The sequence below is a fragment of the Galbitalea soli genome, from assembly GCF_010686725.1.
GTDB classification, from domain to species: Bacteria; Actinomycetota; Actinomycetes; order Actinomycetales; family Microbacteriaceae; genus Galbitalea; species Galbitalea soli.
The window spans coordinates 17,291-40,105 of sequence record NZ_JAAGWZ010000004.1; the positions used below are offsets into that span (position 1 = coordinate 17,291).

General features: G+C 71.3%; 23 protein-coding genes and 1 tRNA gene. 14 read left to right on the forward strand and 10 right to left on the reverse strand.

Annotated elements, in window-relative coordinates; translation table 11 throughout:
- The first annotated feature begins 158 nt into the window (after positions 1-158).
- Positions 159-683, forward strand: coding sequence for a nucleoside deaminase (locus G3T37_RS12045; RefSeq protein WP_163474153.1), 525 nt, complete (start codon positions 159-161; stop codon positions 681-683).
- Positions 684-704: 21 nt separating this feature from the next.
- On the opposite strand, the gene G3T37_RS12050 is transcribed toward G3T37_RS12045, so the two are convergent.
- Both G3T37_RS12050 and G3T37_RS12055 read right to left on the reverse strand, forming a co-directional pair.
- Positions 705-5,417, reverse strand: coding sequence for an Lhr family ATP-dependent helicase (locus G3T37_RS12050; protein WP_163474154.1), 4,713 nt, complete (start codon positions 5,415-5,417; stop codon positions 705-707).
- Positions 5,418-5,488: 71 nt separating this feature from the next.
- The gene (locus tag G3T37_RS12055) at positions 5,489-6,115 is read right to left on the reverse strand and encodes an alpha/beta hydrolase (RefSeq protein WP_163474155.1); all 627 of its coding nucleotides are present in this window, start codon (positions 6,113-6,115) and stop codon (positions 5,489-5,491) included.
- A gap of 121 nt (positions 6,116-6,236) precedes the next feature.
- Here G3T37_RS12055 and G3T37_RS12060 point away from each other — a divergent pair, with 121 nt between their 5' ends.
- Complete coding sequence (locus G3T37_RS12060) at positions 6,237-6,776, forward strand: NUDIX hydrolase family protein (RefSeq protein ID WP_163474156.1); 540 nt, start codon at positions 6,237-6,239, stop codon at positions 6,774-6,776.
- Here G3T37_RS12060 and G3T37_RS12065 read toward each other — a convergent pair.
- The gene (locus tag G3T37_RS12065; RefSeq protein ID WP_338401252.1) at positions 6,773-8,227 is read right to left on the reverse strand and encodes an ATP-binding protein; all 1,455 of its coding nucleotides are present in this window, start codon (positions 8,225-8,227) and stop codon (positions 6,773-6,775) included. The two genes, G3T37_RS12060 and G3T37_RS12065, sit on opposite strands and share 4 nt — an antisense overlap.
- Positions 8,224-9,036: a response regulator transcription factor gene (locus tag G3T37_RS14990; RefSeq protein ID WP_163474157.1), complete on the reverse strand. Its 813-nt coding sequence runs from the start codon at positions 9,034-9,036 to the stop codon at positions 8,224-8,226. Before G3T37_RS14990 ends, G3T37_RS12065 begins: the two co-directional genes overlap by 4 nt.
- Positions 9,037-9,158: 122 nt before the next feature.
- On the opposite strand from G3T37_RS14990, the gene G3T37_RS12075 reads away from it, so the two are divergent.
- The 4 genes from G3T37_RS12075 to G3T37_RS15340 are packed head-to-tail and all read left to right on the forward strand — an operon-like array spanning position 9,159 to position 12,525.
- The gene (locus tag G3T37_RS12075; RefSeq protein WP_163474158.1) at positions 9,159-9,581 is read left to right on the forward strand and encodes a hypothetical protein; all 423 of its coding nucleotides are present in this window, start codon (positions 9,159-9,161) and stop codon (positions 9,579-9,581) included.
- On the forward strand, positions 9,574-9,957 hold the full coding sequence (locus tag G3T37_RS12080) for a hypothetical protein (protein WP_163474159.1): 384 nt from the start codon (positions 9,574-9,576) through the stop codon (positions 9,955-9,957). The genes G3T37_RS12075 and G3T37_RS12080 overlap by 8 nt, the downstream gene beginning before the upstream one ends.
- Positions 9,958-9,961: 4 nt before the next feature.
- Entirely contained in the window at positions 9,962-10,933 is a 972-nt protein-coding gene (locus G3T37_RS12085; RefSeq protein WP_163474160.1) for an FAD:protein FMN transferase, read from the forward strand.
- Positions 10,930-12,525, forward strand: coding sequence for a 2Fe-2S iron-sulfur cluster-binding protein (locus G3T37_RS15340; protein ID WP_206673832.1), 1,596 nt, complete (start codon positions 10,930-10,932; stop codon positions 12,523-12,525). The genes G3T37_RS12085 and G3T37_RS15340 overlap by 4 nt, the downstream gene beginning before the upstream one ends.
- A 13-nt stretch (positions 12,526-12,538) precedes the next feature.
- Here the strand turns inward: G3T37_RS15340 and G3T37_RS12095 are convergent, their stop codons facing one another.
- Genes G3T37_RS12095 through G3T37_RS12110 form a run of 4 tightly spaced genes read right to left on the reverse strand, consistent with a single transcriptional unit; the run spans position 12,539 to position 16,066 of the window.
- Positions 12,539-13,156 (reverse strand): response regulator, encoded by a 618-nt coding sequence (locus tag G3T37_RS12095; protein WP_163474161.1) that lies wholly within the window; start codon positions 13,154-13,156, stop codon positions 12,539-12,541.
- The gene (locus tag G3T37_RS12100; protein WP_163474162.1) at positions 13,153-14,298 is read right to left on the reverse strand and encodes a sensor histidine kinase; all 1,146 of its coding nucleotides are present in this window, start codon (positions 14,296-14,298) and stop codon (positions 13,153-13,155) included. Before G3T37_RS12100 ends, G3T37_RS12095 begins: the two co-directional genes overlap by 4 nt.
- Before the next feature lie 2 nt (positions 14,299-14,300).
- Entirely contained in the window at positions 14,301-15,176 is an 876-nt protein-coding gene (locus G3T37_RS12105; RefSeq protein WP_163474163.1) for an ABC transporter permease, read from the reverse strand.
- Positions 15,173-16,066, reverse strand: a complete 894-nt coding sequence (locus tag G3T37_RS12110) for an ABC transporter ATP-binding protein (protein WP_163474164.1) — start codon at positions 16,064-16,066, stop codon at positions 15,173-15,175. Before G3T37_RS12110 ends, G3T37_RS12105 begins: the two co-directional genes overlap by 4 nt.
- Positions 16,067-16,334: 268 nt before the next feature.
- Here G3T37_RS12110 and G3T37_RS12115 point away from each other — a divergent pair.
- From G3T37_RS12115 to G3T37_RS12140, 6 genes are all read left to right on the forward strand, one after another.
- A tRNA-Trp gene (locus G3T37_RS12115) sits at positions 16,335-16,407 on the forward strand.
- A 51-nt stretch (positions 16,408-16,458) separates the two neighbouring features.
- Entirely contained in the window at positions 16,459-16,722 is a 264-nt protein-coding gene (gene secE / locus G3T37_RS12120; RefSeq protein ID WP_163474165.1) for a preprotein translocase subunit SecE, read from the forward strand.
- Between the two features lie 82 nt (positions 16,723-16,804).
- Complete coding sequence (gene nusG, locus G3T37_RS12125) at positions 16,805-17,818, forward strand: transcription termination/antitermination protein NusG (protein WP_163474166.1); 1,014 nt, start codon at positions 16,805-16,807, stop codon at positions 17,816-17,818.
- Between the two features lie 75 nt (positions 17,819-17,893).
- Positions 17,894-18,325, forward strand: a complete 432-nt coding sequence (rplK, locus tag G3T37_RS12130; RefSeq protein ID WP_163474167.1) for a 50S ribosomal protein L11 — start codon at positions 17,894-17,896, stop codon at positions 18,323-18,325.
- Positions 18,326-18,327: 2 nt separating this feature from the next.
- Positions 18,328-19,014 carry a 50S ribosomal protein L1 gene (gene rplA / locus G3T37_RS12135; RefSeq protein ID WP_163474168.1) on the forward strand — a complete coding sequence of 229 codons (687 nt, stop codon included), beginning with the start codon at positions 18,328-18,330 and terminating at the stop codon, positions 19,012-19,014.
- A gap of 65 nt (positions 19,015-19,079) precedes the next feature.
- A complete protein-coding gene (locus G3T37_RS12140; RefSeq protein ID WP_163474169.1) occupies positions 19,080-19,664 on the forward strand; it encodes a GNAT family N-acetyltransferase in 585 nt (194 codons plus the stop codon).
- Positions 19,665-19,773: 109 nt separating this feature from the next.
- Here G3T37_RS12140 and G3T37_RS12145 read toward each other — a convergent pair whose 3' ends face one another.
- Positions 19,774-20,730 carry an NADP-dependent oxidoreductase gene (locus G3T37_RS12145; protein WP_163474438.1) on the reverse strand — a complete coding sequence of 319 codons (957 nt, stop codon included), beginning with the start codon at positions 20,728-20,730 and terminating at the stop codon, positions 19,774-19,776.
- A 98-nt stretch (positions 20,731-20,828) separates the two neighbouring features.
- Here G3T37_RS12145 and G3T37_RS12150 point away from each other — a divergent pair, with 98 nt between their 5' ends.
- Entirely contained in the window at positions 20,829-21,575 is a 747-nt protein-coding gene (locus G3T37_RS12150) for a Pr6Pr family membrane protein (RefSeq protein WP_338401253.1), read from the forward strand.
- On the forward strand, positions 21,572-22,261 hold the full coding sequence (locus tag G3T37_RS12155; protein ID WP_163474170.1) for a DUF998 domain-containing protein: 690 nt from the start codon (positions 21,572-21,574) through the stop codon (positions 22,259-22,261). The genes G3T37_RS12150 and G3T37_RS12155 overlap by 4 nt, the downstream gene beginning before the upstream one ends.
- Here G3T37_RS12155 and G3T37_RS12160 read toward each other — a convergent pair.
- Complete coding sequence (locus tag G3T37_RS12160) at positions 22,207-22,800, reverse strand: YqaJ viral recombinase family protein (RefSeq protein WP_163474440.1); 594 nt, start codon at positions 22,798-22,800, stop codon at positions 22,207-22,209. The genes G3T37_RS12155 and G3T37_RS12160 overlap by 55 nt on opposite strands.
- Between the last annotated feature and the right edge of the window lie 15 nt (positions 22,801-22,815).

The window sequence follows — 22,815 nt, forward strand, 5'->3', positions numbered from 1 at the left end:
CCGCCCCACAACTCGAGTTGGCACTTTTTGTGCAACTTCTGGGGCTCAGGGCCCGAGATCGCCAACTCCTCGGCCCCCGCGGAGGATGTTGCACAAATGTGCCGCACAAAACGAGGGTGCAGGCGCCGATAGGCTGCGATCGATCCCGAAAGGAACCGATGAACGACCCGACCCCCACCGAGCACCCCGCAGCGCTCGAGGATCCCGCGATCACCGAGCTGGATCGCGCCCGCCTCGCGGACGCGATCGCCGTCTCCAATCGCGCGCGGCTCTCCGGCAACCACCCTTTCGGCGCGGTGCTGGTCGATGCGACCGGGGCCGTCGTGCTCGAGGCGGAGAACTCCGTCACCACCGAGAACGACTGCACCGGGCACGCGGAGACCAATCTGGTGCGACTGGCGTGGCGTGCGTTCGGCCCTGATGCACTCGGCGGCTACACGCTCTACACGAGTTGCGAGCCCTGCGCGATGTGCTCGGGCGCGATCTACTGGTCGGGGATCGGCCGCGTCGTCTTCGCCATGACGGAGGCCGACCTCGCCTCGCTCACGGGCGACCACCAGGAGAACCCGACGATGTCGCTCTCGAGTGCGCTCGTGCTCAACTCGGGCACCCGCGCGGTCGAGGTGCGCGGCCCCGCGCTGGCCGCCCAGGCGATGCAGAGTCACGCCGACTTCTGGGTCTGACCCGGATGCCCGGCGGCACCATCACGCGCGCAGCCGCAGCCCCTGCGGCGTGGGCGCGAACCCCGCCTCGGTGAGCGCGTCGCCGAGCGCGGTGCCGATGGCGAAGTCCCCGTCGACGCGCTCGATCCGTAGCCGTCGGAGCGCGGTGCGCACGGTGCCCGCGAGCGACTGGGCCGCGGCGGCGAGCCTCGCGGCATCGTCGGTGAAGGTGAGCACGGTCTTGCCGCCGCGCTCGACGTAGAGCGTGAGGAAGCCGTCAACGAGCACGACGAGCGCGCCCGCCTTGCGCCCGGGGCGGTGACCCCGCGCCGCCGTGCCGCCCGAGTCCGCCCCCGCACCGCTCGCGCCGGCCGCGCCCCCACCCGAGTTCGCCGCCGCACCACCCGCCTCGCTCGCGCCGGACGCCCCCGCGCCACCCGCCTTGCTAGCGCCAGGCGCGCCCGCCGCGCCCGCCGCGCCCGCGCCCGTCGCCCCCGCGCCCCCGTCGGCCGCCGGCGCCCCGGGCCACGGCAGCGCGGCGCCGTAGGGGTTCGCGGGGTCGGTAGCCGCGAGCGTGATCGCGGAGGGCGGCGTCGTCGTATCCGGGTCGCGCAGGAACGATCGAAGCCGGTCGACGGTCGGCCCGGTCGCGAACTGCGCCGCCCCCAGCCCCTCCACGAAGTACCCGCGCCGGGTCCGCCCGGTCTCCTCGAACGACGAGAGCACCCGATAGCTAAGGGCGAAACCACCCCGGATGCCCTCCGCCCCCACAGCGCCCCGGGTCACGATCCCGTGCCGTTCCAGCAGCAGCTCCGCCGTCGCCTTCGCCCGCACGGTCGTGTCGCCCTCGGCGAGCGGTAACAGCGACCACCGTCCGGCGACGCTCGGCGGACCGGACTGCGTCGGAAGGCTGGGTCGCGCATACCCGTGCCGAGCCCGCACGCGGGGCGCGCGCTTCGGCGCGGCCGTGCCGCCCAGGAAGGCGCGGAGCGGCGCGAAGGTGTCGTTGGTCACGAGCCCCGCCCAGACCAGGTCCCAGAGCGCGGTCGCGAGTTCGCGGTCATCCATGGAGCCGACGGCCGCGCCGAGCTGGCGGAAGAAGTACGCGCCGCCGCCGCCGAGCGCGACCATGATCTCGCGCTGGAGATCGGTGAGCTCGCCGTCCTCCGTCACAGCGAGGGTGAGCGGGGCCGACTCGGCGAGGTGGAGCCGCACCCAGCCGTCGCTGCCGGGGAGGGATCCGGCGCCCGACCAGAGCACCTCGCCGGTGACCGTTAACTCGTCCAGCCAGGCGGGCGTGTAGTCGCGGAGGCGCGAGGGCAGGATGAGCGTCTCCCAGGCCGAGGCGGGGAGCGCCACCCCGCCCAGCTGTTCGATGACCTGCACGAGACCGTCGATTCCGCGCAGGCTGCCGCCCACGTGCTGCCAGACGGGCAGGAAGCGGGCGAGGGCGTCCTGCGGAACCGGCTCGACCTCGTGGCGCAGTGCGGCGAGCGACCGGCTGCGGAGGCGACGGAGGATCTCGGCGTCGACCCACTCGTTGCCCGTGGCGCCGGGGCGGAACTCGCCCTCGACGACCCGTCGGTCGCTCGCGAGCCGCCGGAGGGCATCCACGACCACGGCCACACCCAGGCCGAATCGCTGCGCGAGGTCGGCGGCCGTGAAGGGACCGTGGGTGCGGGCGTATCGGCTGACCAGATCGCCGACCGGGTCCGGCACCGGCTCGATGAAGGCGGCCGGCACGCCGATCGGGAGCGGCACGCCGAGCGCGTCGCGCAGGCGACTCGCGTCTTCGATGATCGCCCAGCGTTCCTCGCCGGCGATGAAGGCACGAAGCACTCGGTTCGCGCGCGCGAGCTCGCCGAGGGGGCCGGCGAGGGACGCCGCGCCCGACTCCGCCCCGCCCGGCTCAGCCGGTCCGCCCTCGGCCCCGGACGCCGCCCCGCCGCCGTGCTCCGCCGCGCCTGACTCCGCCAGCCAACTCCGCGCGACGATCTCCTCCACCGTCAGCGGACCGAGCACGCGCAGCACGTCGACGACCCCCTCGATGTCGCGGGCGCGCCGATCGGGGGCGAGCCGCTGCAGCTCGGCCTCCGTGCGGGCGATGACCGCGGGATCCAGCAGCTCGCGCAGCTCGGCCCGGCCCAGCAGTTCGGCGAGGAGCGTCGGGTCGAGGCTGAGGGCGGCGGCGCGGCGCTCCGCGAGCGGCGAGTCGCCCTCGTACATGAACGCGGCGACGTATCCGAACAGCAGCGACCGCGCGAACGGCGAGGGGGTCTCCGACTCCGTCTCCAGGATCCGCACCTCGCGCCGCGCGATCCGCCCCGTGAGCGCCATGAGCGCGGGCAGGTCGTAGACGTCCTGCAGCACCTCGCGCACCGTCTCCAGCACGATCGGGAAGCTCGGGAAGTTTCGCGCCACCTCGAGCAGCTGCGACGCCCGCTGCCGCTGCTGCCACAGGGGCGAACGGGTGCCCGGGTTGTACCGGGGAAGCAGAAGCGCCCGCGCCGCGCACTCGCGGAATCGCGCCGCGAACAGAGCCGACCCGCCGACCTCGTCGGTCACCAGCTGCTGCAGCTCGTCGGCCTCGAAGAGGAACAGCTCCGCTCCCGGCGGCTCGGAGTCCGTGTCCGGCAACCGCACGATCACCCCGTCGTCGGCCGCGATCGCCGCGCCGTCGTAGCCGAAGCGCTCGCGCACGCGGGCGGTCACCGCGAGCGCCCACGGCGAGTGCACTTGCATGCCGTACGGGGAATGCAGGATCACCCGCCAGTCGCCGAGCTCGTCCCGGAAGCGCTCCACCACCAGGGTGCGGTCGGTCGGGACGTGGCCGGTCGCGGCTTTCTGCTCGGCGACGAAGGCCACCAGATTGGCGACGGCGCGGTCATCCAGACCCCCGGCTCGCACCCGCGCGAGCGCCACCTCCGCCTTGGCCGTCGACACCTCGCGGATGAACGTTCCGATCGCTTCGCCCAGCTCGGCCGGCCGCCCCAGCCCGTCGCCCTTCCAGAACGGCACGCGACCCGGCTGGCCGAAGGCGGGGGAGACCAGCACTCGGTCGTGCGTGATGTCTTCGATGCGCCAGCTCGTCGCGCCGAGCGCGAACACGTCGCCCACCCGCGACTCGTAGACCATCTCCTCGTCGAGCTCGCCGACGCGACTGGCCTTCTCGCCGACCATGAAGACGCCGAACATGCCGCGATCGGGGATGGTGCCGCCGCTCGTCACCGCCAGCCGCTGCGCCCCGGGTCGGCCGGTGAGGGTACCGCCCACGCGATCCCAGACGATGCGCGGGCGGAGCTCGGCGAACTGGTCGCTGGGGTAGAGCCCGCTCAGCAGGTCGAGGGTGGCCTCGAAGGCGCTGCGGGGGAGGGTGGCGAAGGGGGCGCTGCGGCGCACGATCTGCCACCACTCCTCGATGTCTATGGGCTCGAGCGCGACCGCGGCGACGGTCTGCTGGGCCAGGATGTCGAGCGGGTTGGCGGGCACGGCGATCGCCTCGATCGCTCCCTCCACCATGCGCTCGGCGACGACCGCGGTGTGGATGAGGTCGGCCCGGTGCTTGGGGAACAGCACGCCGCGCGACACCTCGCCCACCTGGTGACCCGCGCGACCGACCCGCTGCAGCCCGCTCGCGACCGAGGGCGGCGCCTCCACCTGCACGACGAGATCCACCTCGCCCATGTCGATGCCGAGCTCGAGCGAGGAGGTGGCGACCACGCAGCGCAAGCGCCCGCTCTTCAGGTCGTCCTCGATGAGGGCGCGCTGATCTTTCGAGACCGAGCCGTGGTGGGCGCGTGCGAGCAGGCCCTCCTCCGCCTCGCCGACCCGCTCCGCGTGGATCTCGTTGAGCCGCCCGGTCAGCCGCTCGGCCAGCCGCCGCGAGTTCGCGAAGACGATCGTCGAGCGGTGCTCCAGGATGAGGTCGACGATGCGCTCCTCGACGTGCGGCCAGATCGATCCCTGGCTGGGCACACCGGCCGACGAGCCCTCGAACACCGCCGTCGTGCCCAGCTCGGTCATGTCGTCCACCGGCACGACCACCGTGAGGTCGAATCGCTTGCCCGAGGGCGGGTTCACGATCGTGACGGGGGCGCGACCGCCGAGGAACCGGGCCACCTCCTCGCGCGGGCGCACGGTGGCGGAGAGGCCGATGCGCTGGGCGGGGCGCTCGAGCAGGGCATCCAGCCGCTCGAGGGAGAGCGCGAGGTGCGATCCGCGCTTGGTGGCCGCGACCGCGTGCACCTCGTCGACGATGATCGTCTCCACCCCGAGCAGCGTCTCGCGCGCGGAGGAGGTGAGCATGAGGTACAGAGACTCCGGGGTGGTGATCAGGATGTCCGGCGGGGTGCGCGCGAGCAGCCGGCGGTCTTGCGTGCTCGTGTCGCCCGACCGCACGCCCACCGTGACGTCGGGCGCGGGGAGCCCGAGCCGCTTCGCCGTCTGGGTGACCCCGACGAGCGGAGACCGGAGGTTGCGCTCGACATCGACCCCGAGCGCCTTGAGCGGCGAGATGTAGAGCACGCGGGTGCGGCGGCGCGGATCGGCCTCGGCGGTCGGATGCGCGATCAGCCGGTCGATCGACCAGAGGAACGCCGCGAGCGTCTTGCCCGAGCCGGTGGGGGCGACGACGAGCGCGTGCGAGCCGGAACTGATCGCCTCCCAGGCGCCCAGCTGGGCGGCCGTCGGCTCCGGGAAGGCGCCCGTGAACCACTCCCGCGTCGCGGCGGAGAAGCGGTCGATGACGGGCACCATCGCACCATCTTCCCCCGCGCCGCGGACATTCGCGCGGGAGGTGCGGCCACCCGCCCGGGCTCGATCCCCACTCAGGCGAGCGCGGCCCGCAGGAACCCGTTCACCTCACCGAGCTCGCCGGCCGAGATGCCGTGCGCGAGGTTCTCGTAGATGCGCACCGTAGCGTCGGCGTGCGCCGGCAACCACTCCTCGGTGCGGGCGATGGCCGCGGCCGTGATCACGCGGTCCTCGGTGCCCCGGCCCCAGAACACCGGGATGCCCTGCGCGAGCAGCGCCTCATCCCCGCTGTGCCGCCCGCCCTCGACGAACCCCGAGAGCGCCACGACGGCGGCGAACCGCTCCGGCGCGAGCCGCATGAGCTGGAGCGCGATCGCGGCGCCCTGCGAGAAGCCGAGCAGGGCGACGCTCGCGTAGTGCTGCTCGTCGAGCCAGTCGAGCACGGCCTGAGCGGCGGCATCCACCCGGCCCTGCTCGGGATTGCCGGGCTCGCTGCCGCGCAGGGAGAACCACGCCCAGCCGGCGCTCTCGGCGACCGGCGCCCGAAGCGAGGCGACGACCGGCCCGAGCGGCAGGTGCGGCGCGAGCGAGAAGAGGTCGCCCTCGTGCGAGCCGTAGCCGTGCAGGAGGACGAGGAGCGGGCGTCCGGCGCGCTCCCGCTCCGGGGCCGACCAGATGACGGCCTCGGAATCGAGCTTCATGGCACCGGGCCTCTCTGGGGGTGCGCGGGCAGCGCGGGATCGACCTCCCAAGGCTACCCGGGTGCGCCCGGCCGCCGCCGGGTCGTGCTCGTCCGTCACACGGGTCGGGTAAGAATGGAGCATGAGTTCCGTAGGCACGCCCGACCCCAACCCCGGCTGGCTCTCCGAGGAGGAGTTGGCGGAAGCCCGCCGGCGCCTCCCACTGCTCTACGTGGAGGCGGTCCCGGTGCGGGTGGACGGCATCGGCCGGGTCACGGAGGTGGGCATCCTGCTGCGCGCGAACGCCTCGGGCGACATCACCCGTACGCTCGTCTCCGGCCGGGTGATGTTCGGCGAGGGCCTGCGCGACGCCCTCTACCGTCACCTCGAGAAGGACCTCGGCCCGATGGCCTTTCCGTTGCTGCCCGCCTCGCCCGTGCCGTTCTCGGTGACCGAGTACTTCCCCTTCCCCGGTGCGCAGTTCACGGATGACCGCCAGCACGCCGTCTCGCTCGCCTACGTGGTGCCGGTCACGGGCACCTGCGAGCCCCGCCAGGACGCCCTGGAACTCACCTGGATGTCGCCGATCGAGGCCGCCACCGACGCCGTGGCCGCGGAGATGGAGGGCGGACGGGGTGCACTCCTGCGCGCGGCACTGGCCTCCGTCGGGCGACTCTTCTAGCTCTTCTCGCCCCGGTCGCTCTTGTCCCTGCGGCCCGTCGCGCCGCGCGGCGTCGTGGCCCGTGCCGCGGGAAGGGTGACGCGCGCCTCGGTGCCGCCACTCTCGCGACGCGCGAGCGCGACGCTGCCACCGCTCGCCGCAGCGAGCTGCGCGACGATCGCGAGCCCCAGGCCGCTCCCACCGTCGCCCTGCTGCCCGGCCGCGCGCCAGAAGCGGTCGAAGGCGCGGGCCAGCTCCTCGTCGCGCATGCCGGGTCCCTCGTCGCGCACCGCCACCGTCACAGTGCGGCCCTCCTCGGTGACGACGACCTCGAGCAGGCTGCCCTCGGGGCTCACCGAGAGCGCGTTGTCGATGTAGTTGTCGATGATCTGCTGGGCGGCGGTCGGCACGGCGAGCGCGGGCGCACGGTCCGGTCCGCGGTAGCTCATCCGCACGCCGGAGTCCTGGGCGAGCGCACTCCACTCCTCGACGCGCTCGCGCGCGACGGCGGCCACGTCGACCACCTCGGTGGGGATGTCGGCGGCCTCGGCGCGGCTGAGCCGCAGCAGCCCCTCGATGATGTCGCTCAGCCGGTCGACCTCGGTCTGGGCGGCGGCGAGACGCTCGGCCGATCCCGCGGGGTCGACGCTCGCGAGCTCCTCCGCGCGTTCCAGGCGGAGCCTCAGCGCGGTGAGCGGGGTGCGCAGCTGGTGCGACGCATCCGCCGCGAAGGCCCGCTGCTGGTCGATGAGGGTGTGCAGCCGGTCGGTCATCGAGTTGAACGACCGGGCGAGCGAGCGCAGTTCACCGGCCCCCTTGGCGGTATCGGCCCGGTCGCCGAGCGACCCGTCCGCGATGCGCTCGGTGACCGACCGCAGGCGGCCGAGACTCTGCGTGATGGTGGTCGAGAGCAGGTAGCCGACGATCCCCGCGAGCAGCACCGAGGTGAGGGCCGCGACGACGAGCAGCTGCAGTTGCGAATTGACCGCGTTCGCCACCACCGACTCCGGGTAGGTCAGTCGCACGGCGCCGTACACGTTGGTGCCGCTGAGCACGGGCACCGCGACGTACAGCAGCGACTGCGCGAGCGTGTGCGAGTAGCGGGTGCCCGTCGCGATCTGCCCGGTGAGCGCGGTCGCGATCTCGGGTCGGCTCTTGTACGAGGAGCCGACCACGGTGTCGTCGGCGTCGCCCGAGAAGATCGCGGTTCCGTCGGCATCGGTGATGATGACCCGGGCCCCACCCGACTTCTGGTACGTGCGCGCCATGGTGGTGATCGCCGCGTAGTCGCCCGTCGTCCCCGACTCGAGCGCCTGCTCGCCGCGGCCCGCGAGCAGGAAGGCATCGCGCTCGAGCGAGGTCGTGATGCGGTCCTGCTCCGACTGGCGGAGGTAGGTGCTGAGCGGGATGTCCTGCACGAGCAGCACAAGAAGCGTGACGGCCATCAGCACCGCCATCACGCGCCATTTCACGCGGGCTCTCCGAACCGGAATCCGACGCCGCGCACCGACTCGATCCACCGCGGGTCGCCGAGCTTGCGACGGATCGCCGCGATGTGGGCGTCGAGCGTCTTGGTGGTGCCGTACCAGTTGGTCTGCCAGACGTCGCGCAGGATCTCAGAGCGGCGGAACACCGCGCCGGGATCGCGGGAGAGGTACACGACGAGGTCGAACTCCTTGGGCGTGAGATGAACGATCTCGCCCGCCAGCTGCACGCGCTGCGACCGGATGTCGATCACGAGCGCACCGAAGCGGCGCTCGGTGATCGGGCCGGAGCTCTCCGGGGGCTCGGGCGCGCTGGCGGTGCCGGGCCGCGGTGCGGTGGTCCCGCCGGGCGAATCCGAGGCGGTTCCCGCGGCACCCGCGGCCCCCGCCTCGCCGGGTGCGCCCGCCGCGTCGCCGCCGACGGTCCGGATGCTGTCGGTTCCGGTGCGCCGGGTCACCGCACGGATGCGGGCCACGAGCTCGCGCATCCCGAACGGTTTCACCAGGTAGTCGTCCGCCCCGATCTCGAGCGTGACGATGCGATCGATCTCGTCGTCACGCGCGCTCACGATGATGATCGGCACGGCGGAGCTGCGGCGCACCTCGCGGCACACGTCGGTGCCGTCCATGTCGGGCAGGCCGAGGTCGAGCACGATGAGGTCGGGCTGGAAGCCGGGGAGCTCGGCGAGGCAGTCGCGCCCGCGCGAGACGAGCATGGTCTCGATGCCCACCGCCGAGAGGCCGTCGACGATGCCGTCCGCGACGGAAGGATCATCCTCGACCACCATCACGCGCATGGCTCAATTGTGGATGCCGGGGCCGCGCGGCCCGCGCATATCGGCCCCGGCGCGGCATTCTTGGACGTTTCTTGGATATTCGTGCGCGCCACCTTTACCGAGCGCTCCGTAGCGTGGGGGCTATGAAGTCGCAGGCCATCATCATCCTCACCGTCGTCGGGGTCCTCGGGACGGCGTCCGCCGCCATGGCGGTCAACACGGGTGCCCTGAACGCGAACCACGCGCAGGTGGTCTCGACGGTGCCCGCGGTGCTCGTGCCGACGCCCACGGCGCAGCCGACCGAGGCCGCGCCCGAGCCGGAGGCGACCGAGACCCCGGAGCCGAGCCCGACGCCCACGCCCAGCCACAGCTCCGAGCCGGTGAAGCCTCCCGTCACCCACCACTCCACCGCGCCCGCGCCTGCCCCCTCCCACAGCGACGGCGGCAGCAGCGGCGGCAGCGACGATGGCGGCAGCGACGGCGGTAGTTCGAGCGACGGCGGCAGCGGCAGCGGTGGAAGCGACGACGGCGGCAGCGACGGCGGCAGCGGCGGCAGCGATGACTAATCCGCACCCCGCCTATCGCGCCCGCCAGGTGACCGGCGCGCTCTCGGTGATCGCGGTCGTCGGCATCGTCGCCGGATTCGAGATGTCCGCCGCGGCAGCCGACACGACCAACACGGCCGCCGCGGGAACGGCGACCCCGGCTCCCACCGCGACGCCGACCGCGCCGCCGGTGACCCCGCATCCGACCGCGACTCCCGCGGCGAAGAAGCCCAAGACCGTGACCAAGCCGGTGGCGAAGAAGCCCATCGCCCCGGTGCGTCACACCACGACGGTGACGAAGCCGAAGACGGTGACGAAGACCGTCACCAAGCCGGCCCCGGCGCCGGTCACGAAGCCCGCACCCCCGACGGGAACCACCAAGCCGTCGGGCGGCTGAGCGCGTGTCGCAGACCGAGGACGCGATCGCCCGGTCGGCGGTGCGCGCCGCGCTGGGTGCGACGGGTACCGCACCCCGCGTTCTCAGCGAGCGCCGCCCGCTGATGGGCGGCACCGCAGGGGTGACCCTCGTCGGAGGCGACGAGACGATGCTCGATCGGTGCTTCGAGCTGGCCGAGGAGTGCGAGCGCCGCTGGACCAGGTTCTCGCGGGACAGCGATCTCTCGCGGCTCGCCTGGGCCGAGGGTGGTTGGGTGACGGTCGATCCGCTGACCGTCGGGCTCATCGAGGCGATGCAGTTCGGGGCCGCCCTGACCGACGGTGACTACGACCCGACCCTGCTCCCCGACCTCCTGATGGCGGGCTACGTCGCGTCTCGCGTCGACCCCGCCCGCATCACCGAACTGCCGCCCGGTGCGCGCTCGCGCGGCGACCTGGCCCAGATCGGAATCGATGGCGACCGGGTGAGCCTGCCCTACGGGATGACCCTCGACGCCGGCGGCATCGGCAAAGGACTGGCCGGCGACCTCATCGTCGCGCTGGCGCTTCGGCTGGGCGCGTGGGGGGCGCTCGCCGACCTCGGCGGTGACATCGTCGTCGCGGGAGACGCCCCCACCGAGGCGGGCTGGACGCTCGCCGTCGAGAATCAGGGCGACGGCACCGAACCCGCCGCCACCGTCGCGCTCGCCGACGGCGCGATCGTGACCTCGAGTCGGATGCAGCGCCGGTGGTCGACGCCGGAGGGCGAGCGGCACCACGTCATCGATCCGCGCACGGGCGGCAGCGCATCCACACCGGTGCGCACCGCCACCGTCATCGCGGCGACGGGTGCGCGCGCGGAGGTTCTCGCGAAGCCGGCCTTCCTGCGCGATCCCGCGCACTACCTGGCCTGGCTGCCCACGATCGGGGCGGCCGCACTGCTGCTGATGGAGGACGGCGCGCTCGTCGCGTCCGACAACTGGGGGGACTACCTGTGACCGATCCGCACTTCTGGTGGTACGTGACGAGGGCGAGCGCGCTCGTCGCGTGGTGCCTCATGACGATCTCGGTGCTGTGGGGAATCCTGCTGTCGACGCGCGTGCTGCGCCGATTCGACAACCCCTCCTGGCTGAACGACATCCACGCCTACGCGAGCGGGATGTCCATCCTCATGGTGCTCCTCCACATGGTGTCGCTCATGCTCGACGGGTGGCTGCGGTTCTCCATCACCGAGGTGCTGGTTCCCTTCTCGGCGCACTACCGGGCGTTCCCGGTCGCGCTCGGAGTGATCGCTTTCTACCTGCTGATCGCGGTGGGCGGCACCTCGCTGCTCATCAAGCGGCTGCCGCGTCCGTTCTGGCGCACCATCCACTACTCCAGCTACGGCGCGCTCATCCTGATCTCCTTCCACGCCGGTTTTACCGGCACCGACGTCGGCTCGCCGTGGTACCGCTGGCTCTCGCTGACCCTCATCGGACTCGCCTCGCTCGCGATCGTCACGCGGGTGCTCGTCGGTCGCAGCGTCAACCGGGCGGCGCGACCGCGCCGTGACGACGTGATCGTGCCGCGCACGGCTCCGGCGGCCACGGCATCCAGTACGGCGGCGGCCGCGGCAGTGCCCTCGTCTCCCCTGGGCGGTCCGGCGACGCCGGTGGTGTCGCTCGACGGCCTCGATCTCGTGGTGGTCGCGCGGCGTCGGGTTGCGGAGGGGGTCGTCGGGATCCGTCTCGCGCGGGCGGACGGTCATCCCCTGCCCGTCTGGCACCCCGGCGCGCACCTCACGCTGCGCCTGCCCGGTGGTCTGGAGCGGCAGTACTCGCTCACGAGCGACCCGGCCGATCGGCAGTCGGCCGAGATCTGCGTGCGGCTGAGCCCCACCTCCGAGGGCGGCAGCAGCTGGATCCACTCGACCCTGCACGAGGGCATGCGCATCTCGGCGGTCGGCCCCAGCAACCACTTCGAGCTCGAGCCGGCGCCCAGCTACCTGTTCGTCGCGGGAGGCATCGGCATCACGCCGATCCTCGCGATGATCGAATCCCTTCCCGCCCGCCGCGACTGGTACCTGCTCTACATCGGGCGCAGCCGGGCCACGATGCCGTTCGCCGCCGAGCTGCTGCGGCAGTACCCGGAGCGCGTGACGGTCTTCCCGAGCGACGAGCACGCCCTCCCGGCCGACCTGCACGCCTTCCTCGCGCGCGGCGCCGACCTCGTCTACTGCTGCGGGCCCGAGAGCCTGATGGATGCCGTGGCCGCCTACGTCTCGCCCGAGCGTCTGCGCATCGAGCGCTTCGTCGCCGTGGTGCGGCAGTCCCTCGCCGGCCTGCACTCGACCGAGGTGACCTGCCGCAGGTCGAAGGTGAGCTTCACCGTGCCGGCGACCAGCAGCATCCTGGAGGAGATGGAGCGCCACAACGTTCCGATCATCGGCTCCTGTCGCAAGGGCGTCTGCGGAACCTGCGAGGTGCGGGTGCTGGGCGGCGTGCCCGAGCACCTCGACTCGGTGCTCGACGATGACCGCAAGAACGACCTCGGGATCATGTACCCCTGCGTCTCGCGCAGCAGCTCCACCGAGCTGATCCTCGACGTCTGAGGCCCGCCCCGCCTCAGAGCAGGCCCAGCTCCATCGCGCGCGTCACGGCGCGGGTCCGATCGCTCACCCCGAGCTTCTCGAAGACGTGCAGCAGGTGCGTCTTCACTGTCGCCTCGCTCACGTGCAGCAGCGCGCCGATCGCCGGGTTGCTGTTGCCGGCCGCCACGAGCGCGAGCACCTCCGTCTCGCGCGGGCTGAGCGCGGGCGTCGTCGGCGCCTTCACACGGTTCACGAGCATCGCCGCGATGCTCGGCGCGAGGGCGACCTCCCCGCGCGCGACCGAGCGGATCCCCGCGAGGATCTCCTCCTGCGGGGCCGCCTTCAGCAGGTACCCGCTCGCTCCCGCCTCGATCGCGGTGAGAATGCTCGCGTCCGACTCGTAGGTGGTCAGGATGATCACCCGCCCGCCCGGCTGAGCCGCCAGTATCCGCGCCGTCGCCGCGTCGCCGTCCAGGCCCGGCATGCGCAGGTCCATGAGCACGAGGTCCGGCTGGAGCGCGGCCGCGAGCTCGACGGCCTCGAGACCGGTGGTGGCCTGGCCGACCACGTCGACGTCGGGCGCGGATTCGAGCAGCGCGACGATGCCGCCGCGCACGATGGGGTGGTCATCCGCCACCAGCACCCGGATCACGCGGTCGCCCCCGCGGGCAGTCGCACGCGCAGGGTCGACCCCGCCCCGGTCGCGCTCTCGATCTGGAGCTCACCGCCGGCGAGCGCGAGTCGCTCGCGCATGCCGGCCAGGCCGAAACCGGGTGCGGCCGCCGCCGGGTCGAAGCCGACGCCGTCGTCGCGCACGCTGAGGGTGACCCCGTCGTCGCCGCCCGCGAGACTGAGCTCGACGCGGCGCGCGGCGGCGTGCTTGCGCACATTGGCGAGGGCCTCCTGGGCGCACCGCAGCACGACGACCTCGTGGTCGCGGTCGAGGGCGGGGGAGTGGTCGACGGTGACGCGCACGGTCATCCCGGTCTCGCGCTCGAATCGCTCCGCGAGGTGGCGCAGCGAGGCATCGAGTCCGGAGCCGTCGATCCCCACCGCGGCGCCCGAGGCGACGAGGGCGCGGGTCTCGGCGAGGGCGTTGCGGGCGATCTCCTCCAGCACCTCCAGCTGTGCCTCCGCCGCCGTGGGGTCGCCGCCGCGCAGCTCGCGCAGTCCGCGCTGGGCGGTCAGCACGAGGCCGGTGAGGTCCTGGGCGATCGTGTCGTGGATCTCCCGCACGAGCCGCTCCCGCTCCTCCACGGCCCCGGCGTCACGGCTGAGCGCCGTGAGCTTCTCCTGAGCCGCCTCGAGTTCGAGGAGCAGGCGGTGGCGTTCGTCGCTGCGGTTCGCGATCGAGGTGATCCACAGGCCGAGCGAGAGGCTGAACACGAGCGAGAGGCCCTGCACCACGATCGCCTGCACGAGCGAACCGGTGCTCAGGTAGAGGCCGATGCCGACGGCGGCGGCGAGCGCGATGTCGGCGGAGACCGCGTGGCGCAGCCGCTCCAGGAAGGTCCAGACCAGGGGGTAGGCCAGGCACTGGGCGGTCGCCATCGTGGGCGAGAAGGCGGTCGCCGTTCCGACGATGAGGATCACCGCCGCCACGAACGGCACCGCGAGCGCGGGGTTACGCCGGCGGGCCCGCTGACCCACGGCGAACCACGCGATCACGAGCAGCGCGTTGCACGCGGCGACGCCCGCGACCCGCCACGCGGCGGTGTGGCCGACCGCCACCAGCACGCCCAGAACGAGCGCCGTCGCGACGACGGCGACGTGCCACCAGCGTTGGTCATCCATGGTCAGCCATCTTTGCGGATCCACCGGAAGGTGAGGCGACACACGACGAGTCCCACCACGAACCAGATCCCGCAGACGAGCGCGATGGAGCCGAGGTCCCAGCTGCCGCCGACCTCGGCGGTCTTGAACGCGTCGGGCAGGAAGACCGAGCGCATGCCCTGGGCCATCCACTTGAGCGGGAACACGCTCGCGACGTTCTGCAGCCACGTGGGCAGCTGAGAGAAGCCGATGTAGACGCCCGAGATGAACTGCAGCACGAGGGTGATGGGGATGATCACCGCCGTCGCGCTCTTTCCGCTGCGCGGTATGGCGCTCAGTCCGATGCCCAGCACCGCGCTCGTGGTCACTCCGAGCAGGAACACCCAGGCGAAGGTGGCCCATTTGGCGCCGTCGGTGGGGAGAGCGACGCCGAACACGAGGCCGGCGAACGCGATGAGCAGGGCCGCCTGCAGGATCCCGGTGACGATCACCTGGCCGATCTTGCCGATGAAGTAGCTCACGACGGGCAGTGGAGAGCCGCCGAGCCGCTTGAGCGTGCCGTCGCTCTTCTCCCCGGCGATGTCGATCGACATATTCTGCAGGCCGCTGAGGAGGAGGCCCGCGCCGAGCATCGCGGGCAGGTAGAAGTCGGCGGCGGTGACGGCGTCGCCGTTCGGGAAGCGGCCGAAGGTGGCCTTGCTGAACGCGACCGAGAAGATGGTCAGCATCACGAGCGGGAACAGGAACACGAAGAACACGCCGTCGCCCTGGCGGAAGTAGGCGCGCACCTCGTAGCGGATCCGGCTGATGCCGAGTCGGATCACCCGGCCGGGATCATTCGCGCTGACACGCGGGGCGGTCGTGGCGCTGGTCGTGGCAGTGGTCGTTTCGGCGGTCATCGCACGGGCTCCGTTTCGAGGCTGGTGGTGGTCGAGTGCTGGGCGACGAGGGTGAGGTAGACGTCCTCGAGGCTGGGGCGCACGATCTCGAGTCCGCCGGGTTCGGGCCCGTCGGCCAGGAGCCGCGCGACGAACTCGCCGGGACGCGCCGTCCGCTGCTCGCGGGGAATGCCGTCGGCATCCGTCCAGCGCACGATCGGCACCCGGGCCTCGGCGCCGCCGATCTCGTCGATCCGTCCGATGTCGATCAGGCGGCCGCCCGCGATCACTCCCGCCCGGTCGCTGAGCTGGGCCGCCTCGTCCAGATAGTGGGTGGTGAGCAGGATGCTCGTCCCCTCGCTCTTCAGCAGGCGGATCAGCTCCCAGAAGCTCCGCCGCGCCTCCGGGTCGAACCCGGTGGTGGGCTCGTCGAGGAAGAGCAGCTCCGGGCGCCCGATGACGCCGAGCGCCACGTCGACGCGACGCCGCTGCCCGCCGGAGAGCCGGCGGATCAGCGTCTTCTCCTGGCGCTCGAGGCCGACCATCCTGATCACCTCGTCGACGCCGCGCGGGTTCGCGTACATGCCGGCGAAGTGGGCGAGCTGCTCGCGCACCGTGACGTTGCCGGTCTCGCCCGTGTTCTGCAGCACGATGCCGAGGCGGGCCTTCCACTCGACGCCCCCGTGCTGCGGATCGACTCCGAGCACCCGGGCTTCGCCGCCGCTGCGCGCGCGGTAGCCCTCCAGGATCTCGATGGTGGTGCTCTTGCCCGCCCCGTTCGGCCCGAGCAATGCGAAGGTCTCGCCCCGCGCGATGTCGAAGCTCACCCCGTCGAGGGCGGTGAAGGCGCCGTAGCTCTTGCGGAGGTCGCGCACCTCGACGACCGTGTCGGTTCCCCGTGTCTCTGCCATGCCCTCCATGGTGGTCGCCCACGGCCGCGCGCGGTAGCGATGCACCGGATGACCGTGCCCTCCACCGATCGGTGGATGCCGTTCTGCCCCGGGCGCTGCCCGCGCGCGCCCCATGTCCCGCGCCCCCAGCTTTTCTCCCGCGCGACCATGACGTACACTGGGACGCGGTGGTTGAATTCTGCCAAGCTTTTGCATGCCCGGAATTGGGCGAATCCCTCGTGGTTTTTCGCGCTATCGGTGTGCCGGGGCGAGGCTGATTCTCCCGTCTAGGGCGGTGGCTCAATTGGTAGAGCAGCGGTCTCCAAAACCGCAGGTTGCAGGTTCGAGTCCTGTCCGCCCTGCATGTTGCCCGATGCGCGAGCGTCGGCAGCTGACGGTGAAAGGTAGTGAGCGTGGCAAGGAAAGTGATCGACGAGCCCAGCGAGGACATCGTCGCCAATGCCCGTCAGGAGCGCGCCGAGAGGCGCAGCCCCTTTGCGCGCTCCGCACTCTTCATCCGTCAAGTGTGGATCGAGCTTCGGAAGGTCGTCACCCCGACCCGCAAGGAGCTCATCAGCTACACGGGCGTCGTGCTGGTCTTCGTGATCATCATGATGGGCCTCGTGGCGTTGCTCGACTGGGGCTTCGGCTACGCGGTCAACTTCGTCTTCGGCTGATCGAATCCTCGGGGCAGCGAATCCGCTGACTTTCCCGGTGCCCGTCACCGGTCTTCGTAACAAGTAATGGAAAGAGATCCAAGTGTCTGAGTCTGACCGCCGGGATATCGACCTCGCCACGGCTGCCGAGCAGTCGTCTGAAGAGGACGAGGCCCAGGAGGGCAACACGCTTTCCGCCGACGAGCTTTCCGTCGAGAGCGCCGAGCACAGCGCCCTCCACATCGCCGACGAGGATGGCGACGACGAGAACGGCGACCTCGCCGGCCTCCTCGAGGCCCTCGATGCCGCGATCGACCCGGAGGCCGACCGCATCGTCGACGACGCCCTCGACATCGACTCCCTCGACGAGGCGGAGGCGGCCGTCGCCGCAACCGACGACGAGGAGGAGCTCGAGGAGGAGGACGAGGCGGCGCAGCCGGCCGACGTCACCCCCTACGACGGCCCCGAGCTGGGCGACGACGAGCAGGAGCCCGCGGAGGTCGACCCCTACGAGGCGTTCCGTGCCGAGCTCCGGTCGCAGTTCGGCAAGTGGTACGTCATCCATTCCTACGCCGGCTTCGAGAAGCGTGTGAAGCAGAACATCGAGAACCGTCGCGTGTCGATGGCCATGGAGGACTTCGTCTTCCAGGTCGAGGTGCCGATGGAGGATGTCGTCGAGATCAAGAACGGGCAGCGCAAGCTCGTCAACCGCGTTCGCATCCCCGGCTACGTGCTCGTGCGCATGGACCTCAACGAGGACAGCTGGTCGGTCGTTCGGCACACGCCGGGCGTCACCGGCTTCGTCGGCAACTCGCACAACCCGACCCCCCTCCGCTTCGAGGAGGCCTTCAACATGCTGAAGAGCCTCGTTCAGATCGTGGAGACCCCGGCGACCAAGTCGTCGGGCGGCAAGGGCAAGACCGCGGCGCGCGTCATCCCCGCCGAGGTCGACTTCGAGATCGGCGAGACCATCACGATCAAGGAGGGCTCGTTCGCGGGTCTGCCGGGATCGATCAGCGAGATCAAGCCGGAGAGCGGCAAGCTCACGGTTCTCGTCTCCCTCTTCGAGCGGGAGACGCCGGTCGAGCTCAGCTTCGAGCAGGTCACCAAGCTCTAAGCCCCAGAAACCACCGCATCCACCCTGGATGTCGGGAGCGTCACCCCCGGGTGGCACGAAACAAAGGAAAAAAGTATGGCAGCGAAAAAGAAGGTCACGGGTCTGATCAAGCTTCAGATCCAGGCCGGCGCCGCGAACCCCGCACCGCCCATCGGGCCTGCGCTGGGTCAGCACGGCGTCAACATCATGGAGTTCTGCAAGGCGTACAACGCGGCGACCGAGGCCCAGCGCGGCAACGTCATCCCCGTTGAGATCACCGTCTACGAGGACCGCTCGTTCACGTTCATCCTGAAGACCCCGCCCGCCGCGGAGCTCATCAAGAAGGCCGCCGGCATCCAGAAGGGGTCGTCGACCCCGCACACGGTGAAGGTGGCGAAGCTCAGCAAGGAGCAGGTCCGCGCGATCGCCGAGCAGAAGCAGGTCGACCTCAACGCGAACGACATCGAAGCAGCAGAGAAGATCATCGCGGGCACCGCCCGTTCGATGGGGATCACGGTGGAGGCGTAATCATGGCGAAGTCAAAGGCATACCGCGCCGCCGCAGAGAAGATCGAAGAGGGCAAGTTCTACACCCCCGCGGAGGCCGTCACGGTCGCCAAGGAGACCGGGTCGAAGAACTTCAACTCGACCGTCGAGGTGGCCCTCAAGCTCGGGGTCGACCCGCGCAAGGCCGACCAGATGGTTCGTGGCACCGTCATCCTGCCGCACGGCACGGGCAAGACCGCACGCGTCGTCGTGTTCGCCACCGGCGCTGCGGCGGAGGCCGCGCTCGCCGCGGGCGCCGACGAGGTCGGTGGAGCTGAGCTCATCGAGAAGGTCGCCGGTGGGTACACCGCGTTCGACTCGGCGGTCTCCACCCCGGAGCTCATGGGCCAGGTCGGTCGCCTCGGAAAGGTGCTGGGCCCGCGTGGCCTCATGCCCAACCCGAAGACGGGCACCGTCACGACCGACGTCGCGAAGGCTGTCACCGACATCAAGGGCGGCAAGATCGAGTTCCGTGTCGACAAGCACTCCAACGTGCACCTGATCGTCGGCAAGGCGGGGTTCACCTCCGAGCAGCTCTCCGACAACATCAAGGCCGCGATCGACGAGGTCGTTCGCGCCAAGCCGAGCAGCTCCAAGGGCCGTTACATCACGAAGGGCACGGTTTCGACCACCTTCGGCCCGGGCATCCCGCTCGACATCAACGTTCTGTAGAACACCACCATCGGGAGAGGGTCCGCTTCGGCGGGCCCTCTTTCGTCGTTAGTCCGGGAGCACGTATGTCGCACCGCATCCGCCTCGCCACCGCCCTCGACCCCGCGGCGCTGCACGAGGTGGCCGCCGCCACCTTCCCGCTCGCCTGCCCGCCCGACACCCTGCCCGCGAGCATCGCGGCCTTCATCGCCGAGCACCTCTCGGAGGAGTCGTTCGCCGGCTACCTCGCCGACCCGACCCGCCGCCTCCTCGTCGCGGAGCCCGAGCCATCCGCGTCACCCGAGCCCGAGTCGGCGCGGGTGCCGGCGCCCGACACCGCCCCGCGCCTGGCCGGCTACACCATGCTCGTGCTGGCCGAGCCGCGGGATCCCGACATGCGGGCGGCGCTGAGCATCCACCCCTCCGCAGAGCTCAGCAAGGTCTATGTGCGCCCTGAGCACCACGGTTCGGGTCTCGCCGCCGCGCTCGTCGCCGCGACCGTCGAGCTCGCGCGTGCGGAGGGGGCAGCCGGGCTGTGGCTCGGCGTGAATCAAGAGAACGCCCGCGCGAACCGCTTCTACGAGAAGCAGGGCTTTGCGCGCGTGGGCAGCAAGAAGTTCCTCGTCGGCGCGCGCTACGAAGACGACTTCGTGCGCGAACGCGCGCTCTGACCGCGCGTCACCGCGGCCGCACGCCCGAACCGCACAGCCCCGACCGGCAGAGCCCCGACCGGCAGAGCCCCGACCGGCAGAGCCCCGACCGGCAGAGCCCCGACCGTGATCAGCGGTCGCGCACCGTCAGCACGATCTTGCCGCGGGTGTGCCCCGTCTCAAGCGCGCGGTGCGCATCGGCCACGTGGTCGAGGTCGAAGACCTGGTCGACGAAGACCCGCACATCGCCCGACTCCAGCAACCGCGAGATCACGGCGAGCGTCGATCCGTCGGGCGCCGTCTTGTAGCCGGTCGACCGGATGCCCGCCGCAGCGCACTCCGCCTGCATGGTGGGCCAGCTCCCGGTCGGCGCGTTCACGAGCAGTCCCCCGGGGCGGAGCACGCCGAGCGACCGCGTGCCCGTGTCGTCGCTCGCGTTGCCGATGAGATCGATCACGACGTCCACGTCGCTGACCTCCTCCTCGAAGCGGCTGGCACCGTGATCGATGACCTGGGAGGCGCCCAGCTCGCGCAGCCAGGCCACATTGCGCTGCGACCCGGTGGCGATCACGTGGGCGCCGAAGTAGGCGGCGAACTGCACCGCGAAGTGGCCGACGCCGCCGGCCCCGGCATGGATGAGGATCCGCTGGCCCTCGTGCGCCCGGGCCACCTCCACCACCATGCCCCACGCCGTGAGCGCGGCGAGCGGGACGCCGGCCGCCTCCACGTGCGAGAGCGCTTTGGGCTTGCGGGCGAGGCTGATGCTCGGAACGGCGGCGTACTCGGCGTAGCTTCCGGTGAACCGCGGGTTCATGATCATGCCGTACACCTCGTCGCCGGGCTGCAGCGGGTGCGACTCGTAGGGCGACTCGACGACGATGCCGCTGAAGTCGGCGCCGAGCACGGCGGGCCAGTCATCGATGGCCGTCGCGACGCCGCGGCCGGCGCGGGTCTTGGCGTCGATGGGGTTGACCCCGGCGGCGACGATCTGCACGAGAAACTCGGCGTTCACACGCACGGGTCGCTCGATCTCGGCGGGAAGGAGAACCTCCGGTCCTCCGGGCTTCTCGATGATGATGGCCCGCATAGTGCTCATAGAAACTGGCCTCCCCGCCGTGTCCCTCCAGTCAAACCTGTGAATAATTCCGCGTTGTTACGGTGGTGTCACTTGGATGCAAACTCTGGGTGCCGCCGATAGCATTCGAGTGGCGCAGCGCCGCAGTCGACGAGGGGGAGCCTGACGTGAAGCTCGTGTTCGCGGTGCTCAGGGTCGTGGTCGCCATCTCGATCCTCGCGGCGATCGTGGCTCAATTGCAGCTGAGCCTGCACGTCTGGCAGACCCAGGGCGTGCGCAATGTGGCCCTGCAGGTGGTGAACTTCTTCAGCTTCTTCACCATCGATTCGAATGTGGCGAGCGTGGTCATCCTCGCCATCGGGGCAGGGCTGCTGCTCGCGGGTCGCACCGACGTGCCGCGCTACACCCTGCTTCGGGCGATCGTCGTGAGCTACATGGTGGTCACGGGAATCGTCTACAACCTTCTGCTGCGGGGCATCGAGCTTCCGCAGGGGTCGACGGTGCCGTGGTCGAACGAGATCCTGCACGTGGTCGGCCCGCTGTATCTCCTCCTCGACTGGCTCTTCGCGCCCGGGCGTTCCCCGCTGCCGTGGCGCTCGATCCGCGCCATCGTGGTGTTCCCCATCGTCTGGGTCGTCTACACCCTCGTGCGCGGGCCCTTCACCATCAGCGAGATCACGCACAAGCCGTGGTACCCGTACCCGTTCCTCGACCCCGCGACCTCGCCGGAGGGCTACGCCTCGGTCGCCTTCTACGTGATCCTCATCGCCGTCACCATCGGTGCGACGGGGGCCGGCGTCGTCTGGGTGTCCCGTCGCGTGCCGGCGACCCCGGCGGCCCCGGCCGTCCCCGCGTGAGCCGTCGGCACGCGCTCGACGCCGGGCTGGCGCTGGCGGGGGCGGCGCTCGTCCTCATCGCGCTCGCCATCATCTGGGCGGCCCGGCTCTCCGATCCCGCCAACGCGGTGTACGTGAGCGAACTGGGCGCGACCGGGGCACCGACCGCGCGCGAGTTCGAGGCGGCGCTCATCCTCATCGTCGCCGGTGGCAGCGCGATCGCCTGGGCCGCGCGCGACGTGCGGTCGAGGGTGCGGATGCTCGCCGCCTGGTCGCCCTCGGTGTCGCTGTGGATCGCCTGCGGTTTCTTCCTCGTCGCGTCGCAGGTGACCTGCACCGCGGGCTGCCCCCTGCCGTACGGGCCCAGCTTCGACTGGCAGGATCTGACCCACATCACAGTGGCCGTGCTCGCCTTCGCCGCGGCGTGCTGGGCGATGCTGCAGACCTCCTTCGCGCGTGAGCGCCGCGTGATCGCCTGGTTCTCGCTCGTGATGGGCGCCTCGGTCGCGACCATCGCGGCGGCGGGTGGCCTGCTGTCGCTCGCTCAGGTGGCGACCGACGTCGGCAGTCGCTTCGAGCTCATCGCGACGACGCTCGCGATCGGCTGGGTGGCGACCTTCGGCAGCGCGGTCGCGGTCGGCCGGCTCCGCGGTCAGCGCGCCGAGATGACGTCGAGCAGCCGGTTGGCGAGCCCCACCAGAATGTGAATCTCGTTGTCGTCGCGCTCGATCCAGCGGAACTGGGGTTCCGGGGCGACGGGAACGAAGTCGCGGTGCTGCTCCCACACGAAGAGCGTGCGCTCGGCACCGAGCACGTACTGCTGCCACCAGACCTGGCGGAGGTAGGAGCGGGGGATCGACCGCCACGCGTGCGAGGTCGTCTTGATCTCGCACAGCACGACCGACCCGGCCTGCACGCTGAGGCCGTCGGGGGTCGCGAGGTGCAGGGGTTCCCCGTGCGCGTGGTACAGCGCGCGCGATGGCGCGATGCCGTACTGGGCCGAGACCCAGCGGGCGATCTCCGGCTCCCGGGCCTGCCCGTGATCGGTGTAGACGTTGCCGCCGAAGCCGCTTCCGTTGAGCTTCTCGTAGGCGATCGCCTCGATGGCGCGGATGCTCGACAGCCGTGCCACGTCGGTGGCGGTCACCCCGCGGCTCCGCGCCCGCAGCCACGCCACCCGGTCGTCGGAGTGGGCGACGACCCGCGCGGTGTGATCCGGCGCCGGCTCATCCCACAGGGAGAGCATCGGCTGGGTGAACGT